Below are 18,346 nucleotides of genomic sequence, written 5' to 3' on the forward strand. Positions count from 1 at the left end.
ACATTATTTTTTCCTATCAGTTTTTCAATAATCATATCATTACAATTTATAATTCCAACATTAGCATATCTTTGTTGATTTAAAAAGTGTTCTGGAACAATATGACTAATACCATTTGATTTATTGTTATTTAAATTACAAATATGTAAAACATTACTCATTAAATATATCCTTTCTTTCTTTTTTATCATAAGAATCATTCATAAAAACTATAGAAAAAGCAAAAATTCCTGCCATGCTAAATAACATGTTACCAGTCAAACACTTAACTAAAATAACAATATCATTAGATAATGCATAACCCAGAAAATAAAATTAAGGTTGCAATCTTAGGCGTAGGAAATTGCGCCAGTTCACTTGTACAAGGTGTAGAATATTACACAAAAAACAGTGATCAAAAATCAGGCTTAATGACTGACAACATTGGCGGTTATAAAGCTAAAAACATAGAATTTGTTTGCGGGTTTGAAATTGACGAACGTAAAATAGGTACTACGTTAAAAGATGCCATCTTTGCAAAACCTAATTGTACAATTATATTAAACGATGATGTAAGAACAGAAGCACCTATTTACAGATCTCCTGTTTTAGATGGTGTTTCTCCATTAATGGAAGCTTACCCTGAAAAGGATAGGTTTGTAGTTGCAGAGGATTTAAAAACGACTGATTTATTAAAAGAAGCTGTTTCTTATGATAAAGATCTGGTTTATGGTATTAGAAATGAAATCATTGCCCAATTAAAGGCACACGAAGTAGAGGTTCTGATAAACTACCTTCCGGTAGGTTCTCAACTGGCAACTGAATTCTATGCAGAAATTTGTATTGAATTAGGTATCTCATTAGTAAACTGTATCCCTGTATTTATCGCTTCTGATCCAGTATGGGAACAAAAGTTCATCAACGCAGGCATTCCAATCATTGGTGATGATATGCGCAGCCAGTTTGGTGCTAGTATCGTTTCTCAGATGTTACAGGAGCTTGCTTTCGAGCGTGGTCACCATGTGAAAGCACATATCCAGAGAAATGTTGGCGGTAACACCGATTTCTTAAACATGGAAGATAAAAACCGTTTGAAATCTAAAAAAATATCAAAAGAGAATGTCATCAGAGCACAAAATGACATCAGAGGTATATCTACAGAAAATAGTTTTTTACATGCTGGACCTTCAGAGTACATTCCTTACTATGGCGATAACAAAGTGGCTAACTTCCGTTTAGAATTAGAAGGTTTTATGGGTGCCCCTGTTATATTTGATGCACAGTTATCTGTACAGGATTCTCCTAACTCGGCTGGTGTGGTTATCGATGCCATCCGTTATGTATATGTAGCAAGAGAATTAGGTTTGGTAGGTGCGTTAAGAGGTCCGTCTGCATCTACGCAGAAAACACCACCTCAACAAATGATGTTTAGCGACGCTATCATGGAATGTCATGCACTGGCAAACCGTGAGTTAACAGAGTCTACTAGAAAACAATTGAAGAATGCAATAATTGTATAGTAAAAGATATATAAGAAAATAAAAAGGGTTGTTTCTTCCGAAACAACCCTTTTTATTTTCTTAATAAATTGACTTCTTATCTATACCTCGCTAATGATAAATTGCAATTTAGGAGTTGCAATCAATAAATTTAAAGCGTCATAAATTCCCACGCGCTATGGTAGGCATTTTGCTGTTCTGCGTATTGAATAAAATTGTCATAAAAGGCATGACGTGAAAGCGTTGCACTATCGCCAAAGACCACCAATTTTTTCCTAGCCCTGGTCATGGCCACATTCATGCGCCTGATGTCGGCCAGAAAACCAATCTGCCCGTCATTATTGCTTCTGGTTAAGCTAATATATACCATATCGCGCTCCTGCCCCTGAAAACTATCAATGGTATTGACTGTAATTTTACACCCATAGTCGGACAACACTGGGGTTTGCGCCAATAGATCTTTTATAACTTGAATTTGCTGCTTATATGGCGATATAATCCCTATGGTTGGAAAATGCTCCAAGGTATAGTGAAATTTTAGAATGTTGACGGTATCGGTTAAATGTTTTAAGAGTAGTGCGGCCTCATCAGGATTAATGGTACTTGTACCTTCCGCTTTTTCTTCGAAACCGCAGCCGGAAGTGTCAATAAATAATAAAGGTTCATCACCTGGATATAACAAATTTTTGGCTACCGTGGCATGTGCCTTCAACTTGTTCTCATAAAATGCCTTTGACGGGTATCCCATAATCTGCTGATGCATACGATACTGTTCATCAAGGAGTGCCACAGCCTGGGGGTGCAAGCTTACACACTTTTCAAACAATGTTTTGGTAAGCCCGCCTTTAGCCGCGTCAAGTGATTTGATGGTTGGCGGCAATTGGTTATGGTCGCCTGCAAAGATTACTTTATCCGCTTTAAGTATGGGGATCCAGTTAGCGGGTTCCAGCGCCTGACCAGCTTCATCAACCAACACTGTGGCATACTTCCGCTGGCGAACGGTATAATGATTGGCCCCCACCAGCGTCGCAGCAATTACTTGTGCACCATCTAATACCTGATCTGTTATATACTGCTCTGTTTTATCCACCTCCTTCATAATTTTGTAGGCTTCGTCAAACAACGCTTTGCGCTGTTCTTTCTCTGCCCTGCCGAAATTACGTTTATACTTATGAGCCATGTTTTTGTACTCGGCAGCCCGCTTTTTAAGCGATTTAATCTCCTTCATCATTGGATGAACGGATATGTGATGGTCAAGCGTTAAAGACATTAGCTCTGCTGATACCCGGGCAGGATTACCTACCCTGATGACCTTTAAACCTTGGGCAGCAAGTTTTTCACTTAGTAAGTCGACCGCCGTATTACTGGGCGCCACAACCAGTACCTGTTGATGATTTTGGTTGTTTAAGGCTTTTATAGCCTGTACCAGGGTGGTTGTTTTTCCGGTACCAGGAGGACCGTGCACAATAGCCAAATCCTGGGCTGAAAGAATTAGATCAACCGCTTGCTGTTGTGAGGCATTCAGTGAGTCAATGACGGGGAGAAAAGGCATTGTTTTAAACGCCGGGCTTTTTTCGCCTGTTAAAATTTTAACCAATGAAGAAGACGTGTTGTTTTCATCAGGTAATGCCGCGGCCCGGAGCGCCTTTTTCATCTCATCATAACTGTTGTTATCAAACAACAAGTCTATACCCAACTTTCCGTCGCTGGCCCAGTCGGGCAGCTCGTCGGTTTTCAATGTTAATTTGAGTTTGTTACCGCCTACATAAGAGATAATACCCTCCACCCGGTCTGTTTTCGGGTGGTGGTTAGAAAAGAGTGCTGCCGGCATGCCAAATCGCAATTGATGGGGCAAGTCGTGATGTGTAGTTCGTTCAAATTCCACACTGAGGTAATCGCCGCGACTCATTTCTGAGCCCCTGATCGCTACTGGATACCAAGACAGGCCATAGCCGCGCCGATCTGCTATGGAGGACGTAGAAGTTAACTGTTGATAGTTTCTAAGGTCTTCTTCCTGCTCCAGTTGCAGGAGCTGTTGTAAACGGTTAAAATATTCCATGTATTATAAGACCAGACTTTGGTGTAATTTTTCCAGGGTGAGGTCGGCATTTTCACAAAAGCCAGGATGCACTTTAGAGGGCTGTATTACCGTACTGCGGGTAGCCGTTAACCACCTAAACCTGGAAGGAAGGTCCAGCCGTCCTATGGTGCCTGCGTCTTTAGCTCCAGAACAAATTCTACTCATGGCTTTCAGGTGTTCTTCCAGTTCTTCCAAATCAAGTTGTGGCGCAATAGCGTGTAGCCTGGTCGAATTAAGCGTATAATTTAATTTCAGAAATTTCTTTTTTGCACAAAACAGGATGACACCTACGTTGAGAAATTCTTCGCGTTCTACCCTAGGAACAACCCGAATTAGCGCATATTCATATAAGTACTGCTCTGGCATGCTGCGCTTCTTTAACAAAAGTGGATGAATGGGCAATTCGGGTATTTAGAAAATAAGCGTAGGCCTGCCGATACTCTTCGGGAGATTGGAAAGCAGACTCATCTGTTAACCAGTCATCTGGGATTAATTGTACAACAGCATATATAAATTCGGGGGTTAGAATTTTACAAAAAGCTACATCTACACTTTCCATTTCTGAAGCCTGTGGAAGTAACACGTGATCTTTAACCAGATAAAACGGTTTTTTGGCCTGCTCCTGCCAGTTGTTCCAGGAGTGGTGAAAGTAGAGGGATGCACCATGGTCAATGAGCCAAAGTTCTTTATGCCACATCAGCATATTGGTATTTCTTGCCGTCCTGTCCATATTGGTGAGTAAACAATCTAACCATACAATTTGAGAGGCCAGTTCTGGTTCCACAGTGGTAACCGCTGCGTCAAAGGTGATGGCGCCACTAAGGTAATGAAGGGCTAAATTAAGTCCGATACTGAACTTTAGCAGGTCTTGTATTTCTTCGTCAGCTTCGGTACGGCCAAAGGCTTCGTCGAGGTTAGCAAATACCAGTTCCGGAACTCGCAGGCCTAGCGCTCTTGCTATTTCGCCACCAATAAGTTCGGCAATCAGGGCCCTAGGGCCCTGTCCCGCTCCACGGAATTTTAATACATATAAAAACTCATCATCGGCAGCAGCCAAAGCAGGCATGGATCCCCCCTCTCTTAAGGGAGTAACATACCTGATCACGTTGACTGTACGTAGATGAGGTGAATGGTTGATCATAGTTATTTAGCTTCAGTAATGCGTTCGCCTGTGGCATCGAACATATTTGAAAGGTTTCCTACCACATGCGTATCATCTTTTTTATCCAGGTAAAGGGTAAGATCGTAACCTTGGGCAAAAAAATAGGCTGTAATGGTTTGATCCTTTTCCTCCACTTTCGTGACTTTCGAGATCTCTGCATTGGTGGCCTCATCATTTACCGTTCCCGTTAACAGCCCGTCTTTTCTTTCTAGTGAAAGGATAAATTTAACATCACCGTTAGGAGTACCTGCCACAAAGATATTCCATTTCCCAATAAAATAATCTGTTTTTTCTTGGGCTTTAAGATTTACTGACACTAGGAGTACTAAAAATACGCCTGTAATAAAAACGTGTAGCTTTTTCATAAAAGTTGGTTTAAAGTTTAAACCAATTTATCAATATATTTTAGCAATTCAAACTAATTGGTAAGCGATCTGCGCAAGCCAGATCAAGCTCTTTACATCCCTTTCGCTCGCTACATTTCTCTTGTAAAAATTTGACGAAACAGGATGGTCTGGTTGGGTAACATAATAAAGCATCAGATCGATCTCCCCTGTTGAAGGGAGAAGATAATTTCCAAGCGGACGCTGTGTTAGCAATGTAGAACTGCCTTTATGAGTTTTCGAATAGATATGTCCACCATAGGCAAGCAAAATTTCATGCCCTATTTCATGTGCAGCAGTTTGTTTAAAATCTGCATCGGCAAGCAATGGCTTTTTTTCCAGCCATTTTCCGGCACGTTTTAACTTTCCTACATTGTAAAACAATAGCCTCGACAATTCCCAGTTCCTTGACCTGCGCATCCGTCCATTAGATTGATAAACGATACTAGGTGTTTTTATTGCGTGATGGTAAGTGTTAACAGTTTCGACAAATACCTCGTAAGCAATACTATCGGTTAAAACAATATTCTTACCGACGGGATGATTACGATTTCTACTCCAGTGGTAACATATGCCTTCCTGTGCTAACCGTAGCAAATCCTCATAGCTTCTTTCGCGTGCTGCTTTATTTTCCTTAAAACTTCGATCGGCCGTTGCACTGCCACCGTCTTTAAAATGAGTCCTTAAGATCACATTTATACGTTTTTCGGGTCTTGATATAATGACGTCCAGCCAAGGTACTACGTGATATCGCGCTGCAAAAAAAACGGAAAGTGTTTTACTGCCCTCGGGCCAACAGGCTGTCAAACTAGCCTTAAATGGTTTATGATCAAAACGACGGCTATCGAAGATATCTTGATTATCAAAACCATCCCACAGCAGCTTATACTCGCCAGGTGTACCATAAGCGGCTGGCAAATTCAAACTGTAATAAAGCTCGCCGTTAGCGTCAAACACTTCATAGCTCAGTTTTATAATCGATGGGTTATTAATAGAATAGTTAAACAGGAAATAAGGGTTTGATGGGTGATTGTTAGCATCGGGAATGCCGAGAGGAACCACAACATCATGTTTCCGGGGCAGTGAAAAGTTGAACTGTGGAACAGTTGTTTTTCCAGAAAGCCTATCAGCCTGTTTTGAAAGCAATTCAATTTTCGCAGACATTGGTTTAATATTAGGTGCGTCGGTTAGCTTCCATTAGCCCTCTTTATTAATTGTTCAACGGCAGCTGTTGTTGTCAATTCATAATTGTTTTCATCACCTACTGCCGCCTGATTCAACACAACATTGACGTATTGCATAGCGGAGGACACCGGTAATTTTGCTGTTGCATGAAAAACTTTTGCACCGGTCAGCTGAATAATCTCTCTGATATTATGATCACGAATACCTGAGCCGGGCATAATCTCTATACGACCGGCTGCCAGCTCAATAAGTGCTTTGATAACAGATGCGCCTTCAAGTGCCGAAGGTTTACCGCCTGAAGTGAGAATTCGCTCACAGCCAAGGGCAATGATATCTTCCATGGCAATTTTTAAATCTTCACAACGGTCAAAGGCACGATGGAAACTTACTTTCATCGGCCGGGCAATCTCTATGAGTACAGCACAACGGGCTACGTCTACACTTCCATCTTCTAGCAACATGCCGATGACCACTCCATCACAACCAAGCGCTTTACAGCACTGAATATCTGCTTTCATCAATTCAAATTCGAGGTCAGAGTACAAAAAATCGCCGCCGCGAGGACGTATAATAGGATAGACCTGTATATTTAAATTTTCAGTAACCAACTTAATCTGGCCATAACTGGGCGTTGTTCCGCCCTCAAGCAGGTTATCACAAAGCTCTACTCTGATGGCACCCCCCTGCTCGGCGGCTAAGGCAGAAGTCAGGCCATTGGCGCAGACTTCCATTTGTATTTGCTCCATAGTAATGATAAGATAATTGTATTACAATTAGAGGTTAATAATAACTTTTCCCAGGTATAATGAGGTCATCTTTTTGTGCTGTACACACTGCAAAACTAAATCCTTTTTGGATGGCATATGCACCATACTCTCCTTTTTTGTTGATGGCGAGGAACCCCACCTGAATTTCTTTAGCTGTGGCAGGTTTCTTCCTGATAATTCGCATGACGGCTTCCTTGCAAGCTTCTTCGGGGCTTAAGCCTTGGCGCATGAGCTCGACAACAAGGAAACTTCCTACATTCCTGATTACCTCTTCACCGACACCAGTAGACGTTGCGCCGCCAATTTCATTATCGACATAAAGTCCCGCACCAATAATTGGACTATCTCCAACACGGCCATGTAATTTATAAGCCATACCACTCGTGGTGCAGGCTCCCGATATATTGCCCGATTTATCAATGGCTAACATACCGATGGTGTCATGGTTATATTGGTTTCCCGGCAATTTAGTTGGAGCAACTTTATCGTAAAGCTTATTTTCGATATTCATGGTTGGTTCATATTTAGCGGTTTTTAGCCACTCCTTCCAGGCTTTCTCACTCTCTTTGGTCAATAAATTTTCTTTTTTGAATCCATTTTCCAGGGCGAATTGTAAAGCACCATCGCCCACCAACATCACATGTGGTGTTTTTTCCATCACTTTGCGGGCAACGGATATGGGGTGTTTAATAAACTCCAAACCTGCAACTGAACCGCAATTCCCTTTTTCGTCCATAATACAGGCATCGAGGGTTACCCGCCCATCGCGGTCAGGTAAACCACCGTACCCAACGGTCTGGTTCTTTGGGTCAGCTTCGGGTACCCATACGCCCTTTTCCACGGCGTCAAGTGCATGGCCTCCGCCCTGTAGTACTTTCCAGGCAGCACGGTTGGCAGCAACTCCGAAATCCCAGGTGGAAATGACAATTGGGTTTACGCCTTGATTTATTATTGAAGGAATCATAGCGCTTGCACTACGCTTGTCAAGGACAAGCACTGTTGCGGACATAGTAGCGGTTGTTAGAAATTTTCTTCTGTTAATGGTCATTCGGTTTAGACTTTAAAATACAAATATAGAAATGCAGCGATTGCAGCCCCAATAATTGGCCCGATAACAGGAATCCAGGCATACCCCCAATTGCCACTACCCTTTCCAGGAATAGGTAATATGGCATGCATGATTCTCGGACCAAGGTCACGGGCGGGGTTAATGGCGTACCCAGTAGTCCCCCCCAAGGACAGTCCAATAGCCCACACTAAAAAAGCAACTGGAATGGCACCAAGTGATCCAAGGCCAACAGGAGTTTTATCGGCACCCATTTCTGCGTTGGTGAAGTGAAATATCACAAATAGGAGTGCAAAAGTACCAACAATTTCACTTATTAAATTAGAGGTGGTATTACGAATAGCAGGACTTGTGCAAAACACTGCCGCTTTTAATTCAGATTCCCCCGTTGCCGTGAAATGATCTTTATAAACAAGCCATACCAATAAGGCACCTACCATAGCACCAATAAATTGGGCAAGAATATATAGTGGCACAGTAGCCCATTCAAAATTCCCAGCAATAGCCAGACCAATGGTAACTGCCGGGTTTAAATGAGCTCCACTATATGGGCTAGCAATTACTACCCCGACGAACACCCCAAGTGCCCAGCCTGTTGTAATAACCATCCAACCGCTGTTGTTACCTTTGGTCTGGTTCAATACTACATTGGCCACAACGCCGTTTCCCATAAGAATAACAAACATAGTTCCAATGACTTCAGCAATAAATCCGTTCATATTGTATATAAGTTTTTAATTAGTTTTCAGTTGTTTTAGCCCAGTGTTTCACTGCGTTGACCGCTTTACTCCAATTACCGATCATTTCTAAAAGGTTCTCTTTCTGATGGGCTTCAAATACTTGATCTACCTTCCATTGAGATTGAATTTCATCAACACTACTCCAGAAGCCTGTAGCCAAACCCGCAAGGTACGCTGCGCCAATAGCGGTGACCTCAGTTACTTCTGGCCTCGCCACATTAACGCCCAGTACATCAGCCTGAAACTGCATCAGCAAATTGTTGGCGGTGGCACCACCATCCACACGCAGTTCTTTGATGCTTAGACCTGAATCAGCCTCCATCGCTTTCAGCACCTCCATTGTTTGAAAGGCAATGCTTTCCAGGGCAGCACGGCAAATATGGCCGGTGTTGGAACCACGTGACAAACCAAAAATAGTTCCCCGGGCATAAGGATCCCAATGTGGTGCACCCAAACCGGCAAACGCAGGGACCATGTATACACCACCGTTATCTACTACCTTCATCGCCAGGGTCTCCACCTCACTTGAAGAAGTAATGATTTTAAGCTCATCGCGAAGCCACTGTACCACAGCGCCAGCAATAAAGATGCTTCCTTCGAGTGCATAGTTTACCTGGCCATTTATTTGCCAGGCAATTGTAGTGACGAGGTTGTTGTTAGATAAAATTGGTGTCTCTCCAATATTCATTAGCATGAAACATCCGGTGCCATACGTATTTTTTACCATTCCGGGTATAGTACACATCTGACCGAACAAAGCTGCCTGCTGATCGCCAGCTATTCCTGCAATTGGAATCTTCTGTGCAAACAAACTTCCCGAAGTTTCACCATAAACTTCACTACATGACTTCACTTTTGGTAACATGTTTTCTGGAATACTAAACAGTTTCAGTAAGTCGGTATCCCAGTTTAAAGTGTGAATATTATACAACATGGTTCTCGAGGCATTGGTCACATCAGTAACATGTACTAATCCATCAGTTAATTTCCAGATCAGCCAGCTATCAATGGTTCCAAATAAGAGTTGTCCAGCATCAGCTTTTTCTCTAGCACCATCTACATTTTCCAGTATCCACCTGATTTTAGTGGCTGAAAAATAAGCATCGATTATTAAACCCGTTTTATTTTGTATTTCATTACCATAACCCTGACGATTAAGCTCGTCGCAGTACGCAGCTGTTCGCCGGTCCTGCCAAACGATTGCGTTGTAAACTGGCTCACCAGTAACCATATCCCATACCACAGTCGTTTCCCTTTGGTTGGTAATACCGATAGCCGCTATATCTACTGACTTTAAATTTGCTTTAAGAACGGCTTCTGTGGCTACCGCAATTTGTGTGGACCAAATTTCCTGCGCATCATGCTCTACCCATCCTGATTGAGGGTAGATTTGTGTAAACTCATGTTGTGCGGTGGAAACAATCTTGCCTTGTTTATTGAAGATGATGGCTCTTGAACTAGTTGTACCTTGGTCAAAGGACATGATGTACTTCTCCATTTTGTAATAGATTTGAGATTAGATTTATTTTGGTTTGTTATCCATTAACTGGATATATTAATTTTAAAGTAAAGGATTTTTTTGAAAGCGAGCAACTAATATGTAAACGAAAGAAGCGCAAAAATGTACAGGTTTTATTCTGTAAAAACATTTAATTGACCAACCTGTTCTCATTCAAGACTAACAACTTAAAAATGAACGACATGGCTAATCATAAAAAATACGCACTTATTACAGGTGCATCCAGTGGAATAGGCTTTGAACTGGCCAAATTATTTGCGAAAGATGGATACAACCTCATCATTATCGGACGTGACAAGAACCATCTAGACCAAAGGGCAAGAGAATTAGGAGAATTTGGCGTAGAGATCATCTCCCTGGTAAAGGACCTCTTTAACCGCGAAGACACGCTCTCCATTTACCAATCCGTAAAAAGTCATGGCATAGATGTCGAGGTATTAATTAATAATGCAGGACAGGGTGTTTACGGCAAATTTGAAGACACAGATCTGAATAAAGAGCTGGATATTATCGAACTAAATATTTCGGCAGTTGTAATTTTAACTAAATACTTTTTAAAAGACATGCTTTACAGGAATTCGGGTATGATTCTGAATCTCGCTTCAATTGCAAGTAAGGCCCCAGGGCCGTGGCAATCAGTATACCACGGTACAAAAGCATTTATGCTCTCTTTTTCAGAAGCCCTAACAGAAGAGGTGAAAGGCAGTAATGTGACTATTACTGCTTTATTACCCGGAGTGACTGATACTGACTTTTTTAATAAGGCTGATATGAATGATAGTAAAATGGTTCATGATAATGACAAAGCAGATCCTGCGAAAGTGGCCAAAGATGGCTATGATGCACTCTTATCCGGTAAAGATAAGGTGATATCAGGCTTGAAAAACAAGCTTCAGGTAGCAATGACGAACCTAATGACAGATCGGGCAGCTGCACATTCCATGAATGAACAACAGAAACCTGTTGATGAATAATAATAAATCACCCTACCTGTTGAATGACCTCAAACAGGTAGGGTGATTTGGTTAAATGATAAAATCTGTAATTAATTAGGTCTGGAAAATTGTTCCTGGTACATTTTTAAATTATTCTTTAAAATTCCTCTCGCTGCATGAATCCGAGTCTTTACCGTTCCAATTGGAATGTGGAGTTCCTGGGCTATTTCGTGGTATTTGTATCCCTCAAAATATTTAATAAATGGCACATAATATTCAGGTTGAAGTTTATCTAAGGCTTTATGAATATCATCCATCATACATTTGTTCTCCCCTCTATTATTAGAGGCACTAAATTTCAGCTGGTCCGACGTAATTTCATCCGTAACACTCACTAAAGAATTAATTTTTGTTTTCCGGCGGTAGCTATTAATAAAGGTGTTTTTAAGAATAGTGTACAACCATCCTTTCAAATTTGTACCGTCTTTAAATTTAGTGGCATAATGGATAGCCTTTAACAAAGTATCCTGCACTAGATCGTCGGCATCATCAGCATCCTTAGTAAACGAAAATGCAAAAGAACGTAAAGAGTCCTTATACATGTACAATTCATGGTTAAAATCCGTCGTTTTATTTTCCATAATTTTGTTTTTTTTAGGTAACTAAAAAATAACAATTCTTATACCAATAATAACTTAATTAAGGATTTGTGTATTAACGGGTACTTTACCAAAATAACGTATAAATACTGATTGACTACTGATGTCAACTACAATTCTGATCTTATTTTACACAGTTTTTAACCTTCTTTTATAAAAAATTATCCACTTCACGGTACGCTTGTATTAAGCGTTTCTCGCCTTGTTCACCAGCGACAGAGTTGCCATGTTCCATACCCAGAATGCCTTTGTATCCCTTTTTATGAAGGTGTTTAAAAACGTTCTTATAATTGATTTCCCCGGTAGTTGGTTCTTTCCTTCCCGGATTGTCTCCAATTTGAATATAGGCAATTTCATCCCAGCAACGGTCCATGTTTACCAGGAGATGCCCCTCAGTTTTCTGCATGTGATAAATATCATACAGGATTTTACAGGAAGGACTGTTTACAGCTTTACATACGTTAAAAGTTTCATGGGTTTGTTGAAGGAATAATTCTGGTGTATCACTAAGTGTCTCCAATACCATAATTAGTCCATGCGGTTCAAATAACTCTGCGCCTGCACGCATGGAGTCTACAACATTGGCCATTTGGATACCATATGGTAGTTTTCGATCATAGAATCCTGGCACAACAGTTAACCATTTCGCATTACAGCGCTTTGCCGCTTCAACAGAACGTTTGCAAGTAGCAACAAAATTATCTTTAAATTCCTTTTTTCCGGAAGTGAGCGACGTCTTCCAATTATCCCCTCCATCAACAACGAATACGCCCATCCGCATGTTTAGTTTATCCAACAACTTGCCTATTTGCTCCTGTTGTGCTACCGGACGGTTTAGATATCCATTGTCTTCAATAGACCTGAATCCCTGGTCATACATGAATTGAATCTGATCGGTAAAACTTTTACCTGCGTGATTGGCAAACATTCCCTCGTGAGGGGCATAGTCCATATTGAACGTTTTGCCATTCTGAGCTTGGGGCCAACCAGTGGTCTCCACAGCAGAGGCACTAAGTGCAGATCCCGCGAACACGGCACCACCTGCAAGTAAAGTTTTCTTTAAAAATTCTGTTCTGTTCATATTTATTGGTTTTTGTGGTTCCATTCTTAGTTAATGATCAATTTTTTAAAACCCCTACTCAAAGTATCTGCAACCCCGCCATCCTTCCGGCGATAAATGAAGTAAGCTTCCAGATCGCCTTTCGCTTCAACAAATTGAAGTGCTTCTTTAACATCCATGGCCATAAGGGCATTATCGTAACCGTCTGCAGTCATTGCATCTTTTGCAAAAACCGTTACGCTTATCATTTCATTATCTAATGGATACCCTGTTTTAGGATTTATAAGGTGCGTAATTTTCTTAGTCCCGTTTTGATGAAACTTACGGTAGTTCCCTGATGTGGTCACCGCCCCTTCAGGAATACTAGCTAAATGCCTGATATGAGGTGCTCCCCCCTCTGTTAACGCAGGCCCCTCTATTCCGATCCGTCTGGCTGAGCCGTCGGGCTTCAGCCCTTTAATTCGAAGTTCTCCTCCAATTTCAACCACAAAGGAGGTTATTCCCTTTGTTAACAGATAATCAGCAACAACATCCACGCTATACCCTTGTGCGATTCCATTAAGGTCTATTTTTACGCCGGGCTTTTTCTTTTTCAGGAAATTGTTTTTTTTCAGTACCAATTTATCCATACCTACCAGCTGTAGCAGCAACTGGATATCGCTGTTTTCGGGATAACGCTGCATGGGTTGTGCACCGAACCCCCAGGCTTGAACCAGGGGTGCAACAGTTACATCAAAATTACCAGATGTTTGTTGATTTATTTCGAACGACTTCCGGATTACTGCAGCAAACTGGTCATCAATAGGACATCCTTTTTCTGACTCATTAAATTGATTGATAAGTGAATAAGGTTTATACAAAGACATCGAAGAATCTATTTTCAGCAATATGCTGTCAACGGCCTTCTTGGTAATGAAATCATGATCCCCATAGTATTTAATGGTGTAATCTGTGCCTTGCGTATAGCCCCGTATAACATATTGTTGCTGACCTGTATTCTGAAAATAGAAAAAGGTCAGCAACGATACGAAGCAAAGTACAGATTTGAACATTAAACCCAGGCTTTGTGTCTGCCGGGTGTAGCAACAGCATACAAGCCATTTACATCTGGCATTACCTTAGGATTTGCTGTCCAGCTTAATTGTTCAGGCATTAAACTATTATCTGCTTTTAAAGCTTCATCCCATTTAATAATCTGGCCAGAATAAGTTGCGTACCTACCCATAATAGCAGTAAAACAACTTTTGGCACCATATTCTGCATCGGCAAATTTGTATTCACCTTTAGAAATGGCATCAAACAATTCATCATGTTCGGTTTGATAAGGGTTAGCATTACCTTTTGTTGGATGGTTAAATATCTCTTTTCCGTTATGATCCCAAAGTACAGCGTTATGTCCTGCAGATAAATATGTTCTGCCTTTTGTACCTTGGAACGTTTCATCAACACGGTTCTGTGTACCTTCGAAATGGCGGCATTGGCTATAAATCACAGCACCATCAGCATAAGTTAATTCGATAGAGTGGTTGTCGTAAATTTCTCCATAGTCTTTTCCAGTTCTCCATGCACGGCTACCGGTTCCTTGTATTGACACCGGATAAGCGCCTTTAACCCAATTTGCTATATCGATATTATGAACGTGTTGTTCAACGATATGATCTCCACATAACCAGTTGAAGTAATACCAGTTTCTCATTTGATATTCCATTTCAGTTTGGTTAGGCTGGCGTTTTTTCACCCATACCCCACCACTGTTCCAATAAACCTGGCCTCCAACAACATCTCCTATAGCACCATCCTGAATACGTTTAAGCGCTTCTCGGTAGTTGGTTTGGTAACGACGTTGCAAACCAACTACAACATTTAGTTTTTTCTTTTTAGCAATTTCAGCAGTAGCTAATACCTGACGGATTCCTGGTGCATCAACTGCTACCGGTTTTTCCATAAATACATGTTTACCCTGTTTAACTGCCTCTTCGAAATGCATAGGTCTGAAACCGGGAGGCGTCACCAATAACACAACATCGGCTAAAGCAATTGCCTTTTGATAGGCATCAAAGCCTACAAAACGGCGCTCCTTAGGCACATCAACTTTTTCTTTAAATTTATCTGAAAGCACTTTATAGCTGTTGTCCATCCGGTCCTGAAAGGCATCGGCCATGGCAACCAATTTGATATTTTGCTTTGTGCTTAGCGCCTGAAAAGCGGCACCTGTTCCACGGTCGCCACAACCAATCAAGGCTATTTTTATGGTATCATCAGTGGAGAAATGACCTCCGGCGAATGCGAATTGATTTAACAACACACCACCAGCAAGGAGGGCTGAAGTTTTTAAAAACTCCCGGCGTTTGCCGCTTAATTCTTCATTTTTCATATGGTTTGGTATTTAGGTTAATAAAAGTAATTTCTAATAATCGGCGATAGCCGGTTGGTTATAATAGGCATCAATTTCCTGTTTTGACGGGGGCGTTTCTGGTCTTACCAAGCGCATCCCAATAAAGGGTGCTTCCGGGAACCACCAATTGCTTTTAGGAATTTGGGGATCGATTTGTTTCCACACAGGGTCAGATGCCATACGAGAAGCTGAACGCAAATCACTTGCAGAATTATCGTAAGAACCACCTCGGATCACATGAGCATAAAGCTGATCGGGTACCACCAGAGGATCACTTACTTTGTTACCGGTTTTTGAATAAGCGTCGGCTAAATACTGGTCGAATGTCCATTCAGCAACATTGCCATGTAAATCAAACAAACCCCATTTATTTGGTTTTTTCTTGCCAACCTCATGTGTTTTGCCTTCACTATTGTCTTTAAACCATGCATATTCAGCGAGTTTATCTTCATCATCTCCGAATGTATATTCGCTTGTACTCCCGGCCCTGCACGCATATTCCCATTCGGCTTCTGTTGGCAGGCGATAAAATACACCGGTTCTGGCATAAAGCCATTTGCAGAATTGTAGGGCGTTGTAATGTGTCATCGCTAAGGCCGGATGATTCTCTTTCCCCATACCGAAGGTCATATCCAGATAGGGTTTGGTAGGACGAGTAACGGCATCAACATCTGCAGGAATAGGCCCAGTGCTAGACAGCGCTTCATAGTCCTTATACAAAAATGGTTCGTAGATGTCCCATGTTACTTCAAAAGTGCTCATCCAAAAAGGGGAGATCTTTACTTCACGAAGTGGTTGTTCATCTGGTTTTCCCTTTTTGCTGCCCATTAAAAATTGACCGGCGGGTACGGGCTGCATACTAAAGGTTAGCTTGGTACCATTTATTTGTTGAGAATAAGGCTTTCCTTTCTCCTGAGCAGGAGAAAGGAAAGCACTTAGAAGGATCGGAAAGGTTAAAAATATTCTTTTAACGTTCATGTGTAAGTAAGTATAGTGCGGCACTAAGTAACTGCAAATAACTATTAATATCCAGGATTTTGTGTCAAATCTTTGTTTCGATTGACCTCATCACGACTAAAAGGTCTAAAATAGATTTTGTCCTCCCATTTGCGATTTTCCTGCGCTGTTTCTACCGTTGGTGTATAAGTATAATTATAAACTGTCGGATCATACCGGTAAGGTGCGGATTTTGACTGTCCAGGTTTAAATTTCCCTGTAACCTTAATATAAGTTGTTTTACGTCCTAATACTTCCGGTGCAATCATCCAACGACGTGCGTCATGGTAACGTTGCTCTTCATAAACCATTTCGATACGACGTTCCTGGCGATAGGCATTTCTAAGTTCAACCTGAGACATCGCTGCCAATGCCGGCATACCAGCACGGAAACGGATACGGTTTAACCAAAGCAGCGCCTGGTCCAGTTCGTTAAGTTCAATACTAGCTTCTATATAGTTAAACACAGCTTCCGTATATCTTAAAAACGGCCATGGAACAAACTGAGGCTGGTTAGCATCTGCAATATTTGGATCTGAATCGATGAATTTATGCATATAATAGCCAGTCCAGCTGCCGTTCCAGTTTTCGATGGAGCTACCTCGGGTATCTAATCCTTTAAAGCTGATTAATTTGCCATCTTCTATAAGGTCATACTCTCCCGTTTGAATTTGGTTTGCGGGATCTACATTACCCGAAACAATATTGCGTGGTTTCCAATCTGCACCATCATACAATATAGTAGCATAAAAACGCGGATCACGATTTTGGTAAGGCGCGGCTTTATGTGCTGGATTGTTCCAGCTAAATTTTGTGCCGTCAATCATTTCATAATCATCAACCAATAAACCTATCGGAGTGTTCCCAGCCCAGTTATGATAACCATTAGGCCCGTTAAAACGGCCAAAACGCATGTCATTACGATCAATAAAGTAACGGGCTAAAATTAATTCTGACGCCGCAGAAGCGTCAATACCTGGTGCTTTACTCCCACCACCCATCGCTATACTTTTATAGTTCATTCTTCCCTCTGACGCAGGAACAGGTGACGTTAAATTCATTTTATAACCAGTAGCAGCATCTAGAACTACTTTAGCAGCCTCTTGTGCAGCTTTCCATCTTGCTGTACGGTCGCCTGTTAAGTAACCTAAAAACTCGGGATTTGCAAAACCTGAAATTACAGTAGACTTTGCCTTAGCCGTTGGAATATCATGCAAATCGCTTGCAGCATAAAGCAACACTCTTGACTTCAATGCATTTGCTGCTAACCCAGATGATCTTCCCTTTTGTGAAGGCGCAATAGCAAGCAAAGTTTTGGCTTGGTCACAATCTGCAATAATTAGGTTTACGCACTCCTCAAATGTGGCACGCTTTATCGCGAAGTCGTCGTTTAATGCGTAGCTTTTTTGGATAAGGGGAACGCTACCGTAAAAACGAACCAATTGATGATAAAAATAAGCTCTTAAAAAGTGAGCTTCACCCAGCAATTGGTTTTTAACATTCTGGTCTGCAATTCCGTTATCACCCCCTTCAGACAGGCGCTCGATTGTAATGTTACAGGCGCGAATCCGGTTATACATATCATTATAACCCCAGGTACCATCTACCCATCCCAGTGTAGTAGGGTTAATAATACTAGCATTAACCAAATCGATACCCCTATTCGGGTGTGTAAACATTGATTCGTCAGAAACAGAGGATAACATTTGCTCTGAAAAACCACCAACGCCCAATCCGTTGTACAACTCTGTAACAAAAGCTTGTGCCAGGGCTGCATCGTTCCAAACCAGTTCGGCCGAAATCTGATCAGGTGGGTTTACTGATAAAAAATCCTTTTTACATCCGGCGGAAAGCGTGACGCTAAAAATGAATATAATTATAGCGGTGTTTTTAATAATTGGTTTCATATGATAATTTTTTC

General features: G+C 41.4%; 18 protein-coding genes. 2 read left to right on the forward strand and 16 right to left on the reverse strand.

Going from position 1 to position 18,346, the window contains the following annotated elements:
• The coding region (locus ACR2F3_RS02655; protein ID WP_432708431.1) for a hypothetical protein at positions 1–191 on the reverse strand (191 nt) is incomplete at its 3' end.
• A gap of 102 nt (positions 192–293) precedes the next feature.
• Between ACR2F3_RS02655 and ACR2F3_RS02660 the strand changes: the two genes are divergently transcribed.
• Complete coding sequence (locus tag ACR2F3_RS02660) at positions 294–1,499, forward strand: inositol-3-phosphate synthase (RefSeq protein ID WP_432708432.1); 1,206 nt, start codon at positions 294–296, stop codon at positions 1,497–1,499.
• Between the two features lie 130 nt (positions 1,500–1,629).
• On the opposite strand, the gene ACR2F3_RS02665 is transcribed toward ACR2F3_RS02660, so the two are convergent.
• Genes ACR2F3_RS02665 through glpK form a run of 9 tightly spaced genes read right to left on the reverse strand, consistent with a single transcriptional unit; the run spans position 1,630 to position 10,359 of the window.
• Positions 1,630–3,537 (reverse strand): AAA domain-containing protein, encoded by a 1,908-nt coding sequence (locus ACR2F3_RS02665; protein WP_432708433.1) that lies wholly within the window; start codon positions 3,535–3,537, stop codon positions 1,630–1,632.
• Positions 3,538–3,540: 3 nt separating this feature from the next.
• On the reverse strand, positions 3,541–3,924 hold the full coding sequence (locus tag ACR2F3_RS02670) for a DUF3037 domain-containing protein (RefSeq protein WP_432708434.1): 384 nt from the start codon (positions 3,922–3,924) through the stop codon (positions 3,541–3,543).
• Positions 3,902–4,699 (reverse strand): HipA family kinase, encoded by a 798-nt coding sequence (locus tag ACR2F3_RS02675; RefSeq protein WP_432708435.1) that lies wholly within the window; start codon positions 4,697–4,699, stop codon positions 3,902–3,904. The genes ACR2F3_RS02670 and ACR2F3_RS02675 overlap by 23 nt, the downstream gene beginning before the upstream one ends.
• A 2-nt stretch (positions 4,700–4,701) precedes the next feature.
• Complete coding sequence (locus ACR2F3_RS02680; protein WP_432708436.1) at positions 4,702–5,085, reverse strand: hypothetical protein; 384 nt, start codon at positions 5,083–5,085, stop codon at positions 4,702–4,704.
• A 48-nt stretch (positions 5,086–5,133) separates the two neighbouring features.
• Complete coding sequence (locus ACR2F3_RS02685) at positions 5,134–6,267, reverse strand: hypothetical protein (RefSeq protein ID WP_432708437.1); 1,134 nt, start codon at positions 6,265–6,267, stop codon at positions 5,134–5,136.
• Between the two features lie 23 nt (positions 6,268–6,290).
• Entirely contained in the window at positions 6,291–7,019 is a 729-nt protein-coding gene (locus tag ACR2F3_RS02690; RefSeq protein WP_432708438.1) for a copper homeostasis protein CutC, read from the reverse strand.
• A gap of 49 nt (positions 7,020–7,068) precedes the next feature.
• Complete coding sequence (locus ACR2F3_RS02695) at positions 7,069–8,064, reverse strand: N(4)-(beta-N-acetylglucosaminyl)-L-asparaginase (protein WP_432708439.1); 996 nt, start codon at positions 8,062–8,064, stop codon at positions 7,069–7,071.
• 44 nt (positions 8,065–8,108) lie between these two features.
• Positions 8,109–8,840 carry an MIP/aquaporin family protein gene (locus ACR2F3_RS02700; RefSeq protein WP_432708440.1) on the reverse strand — a complete coding sequence of 244 codons (732 nt, stop codon included), beginning with the start codon at positions 8,838–8,840 and terminating at the stop codon, positions 8,109–8,111.
• A gap of 19 nt (positions 8,841–8,859) precedes the next feature.
• Entirely contained in the window at positions 8,860–10,359 is a 1,500-nt protein-coding gene (gene glpK / locus ACR2F3_RS02705) for a glycerol kinase GlpK (protein WP_432708441.1), read from the reverse strand.
• A gap of 203 nt (positions 10,360–10,562) precedes the next feature.
• Between glpK and ACR2F3_RS02710 the strand changes: the two genes are divergently transcribed.
• The gene (locus tag ACR2F3_RS02710) at positions 10,563–11,354 is read left to right on the forward strand and encodes an SDR family NAD(P)-dependent oxidoreductase (RefSeq protein ID WP_432708442.1); all 792 of its coding nucleotides are present in this window, start codon (positions 10,563–10,565) and stop codon (positions 11,352–11,354) included.
• A 71-nt stretch (positions 11,355–11,425) separates the two neighbouring features.
• On the opposite strand, the gene ACR2F3_RS02715 is transcribed toward ACR2F3_RS02710, so the two are convergent.
• The 6 genes from ACR2F3_RS02715 to ACR2F3_RS02740 all read right to left on the reverse strand — a co-directional run bounded on the left by ACR2F3_RS02715 (position 11,426) and on the right by ACR2F3_RS02740 (position 18,332).
• Positions 11,426–11,956 carry an RNA polymerase sigma factor gene (locus ACR2F3_RS02715; RefSeq protein WP_432708443.1) on the reverse strand — a complete coding sequence of 177 codons (531 nt, stop codon included), beginning with the start codon at positions 11,954–11,956 and terminating at the stop codon, positions 11,426–11,428.
• A 169-nt stretch (positions 11,957–12,125) separates the two neighbouring features.
• A complete protein-coding gene (locus ACR2F3_RS02720; protein ID WP_432708444.1) occupies positions 12,126–13,055 on the reverse strand; it encodes a hydroxypyruvate isomerase family protein in 930 nt (309 codons plus the stop codon).
• 26 nt (positions 13,056–13,081) lie between these two features.
• Positions 13,082–14,086, reverse strand: a complete 1,005-nt coding sequence (locus ACR2F3_RS02725; RefSeq protein WP_432708445.1) for an FAD:protein FMN transferase — start codon at positions 14,084–14,086, stop codon at positions 13,082–13,084.
• Positions 14,086–15,408, reverse strand: a complete 1,323-nt coding sequence (locus tag ACR2F3_RS02730; RefSeq protein WP_432708446.1) for a Gfo/Idh/MocA family protein — start codon at positions 15,406–15,408, stop codon at positions 14,086–14,088. Before ACR2F3_RS02730 ends, ACR2F3_RS02725 begins: the two co-directional genes overlap by 1 nt.
• 33 nt (positions 15,409–15,441) lie before the next feature.
• The gene (locus ACR2F3_RS02735; RefSeq protein ID WP_432708447.1) at positions 15,442–16,407 is read right to left on the reverse strand and encodes a formylglycine-generating enzyme family protein; all 966 of its coding nucleotides are present in this window, start codon (positions 16,405–16,407) and stop codon (positions 15,442–15,444) included.
• Between the two features lie 44 nt (positions 16,408–16,451).
• On the reverse strand, positions 16,452–18,332 hold the full coding sequence (locus tag ACR2F3_RS02740; RefSeq protein ID WP_432708448.1) for a RagB/SusD family nutrient uptake outer membrane protein: 1,881 nt from the start codon (positions 18,330–18,332) through the stop codon (positions 16,452–16,454).
• Positions 18,333–18,346: the final 14 nt, after the last annotated feature.

The sequence above is a fragment of the Pedobacter sp. genome (assembly GCF_045627485.1).
Lineage (GTDB): Bacteria > Bacteroidota > Bacteroidia > Sphingobacteriales > Sphingobacteriaceae > Pedobacter.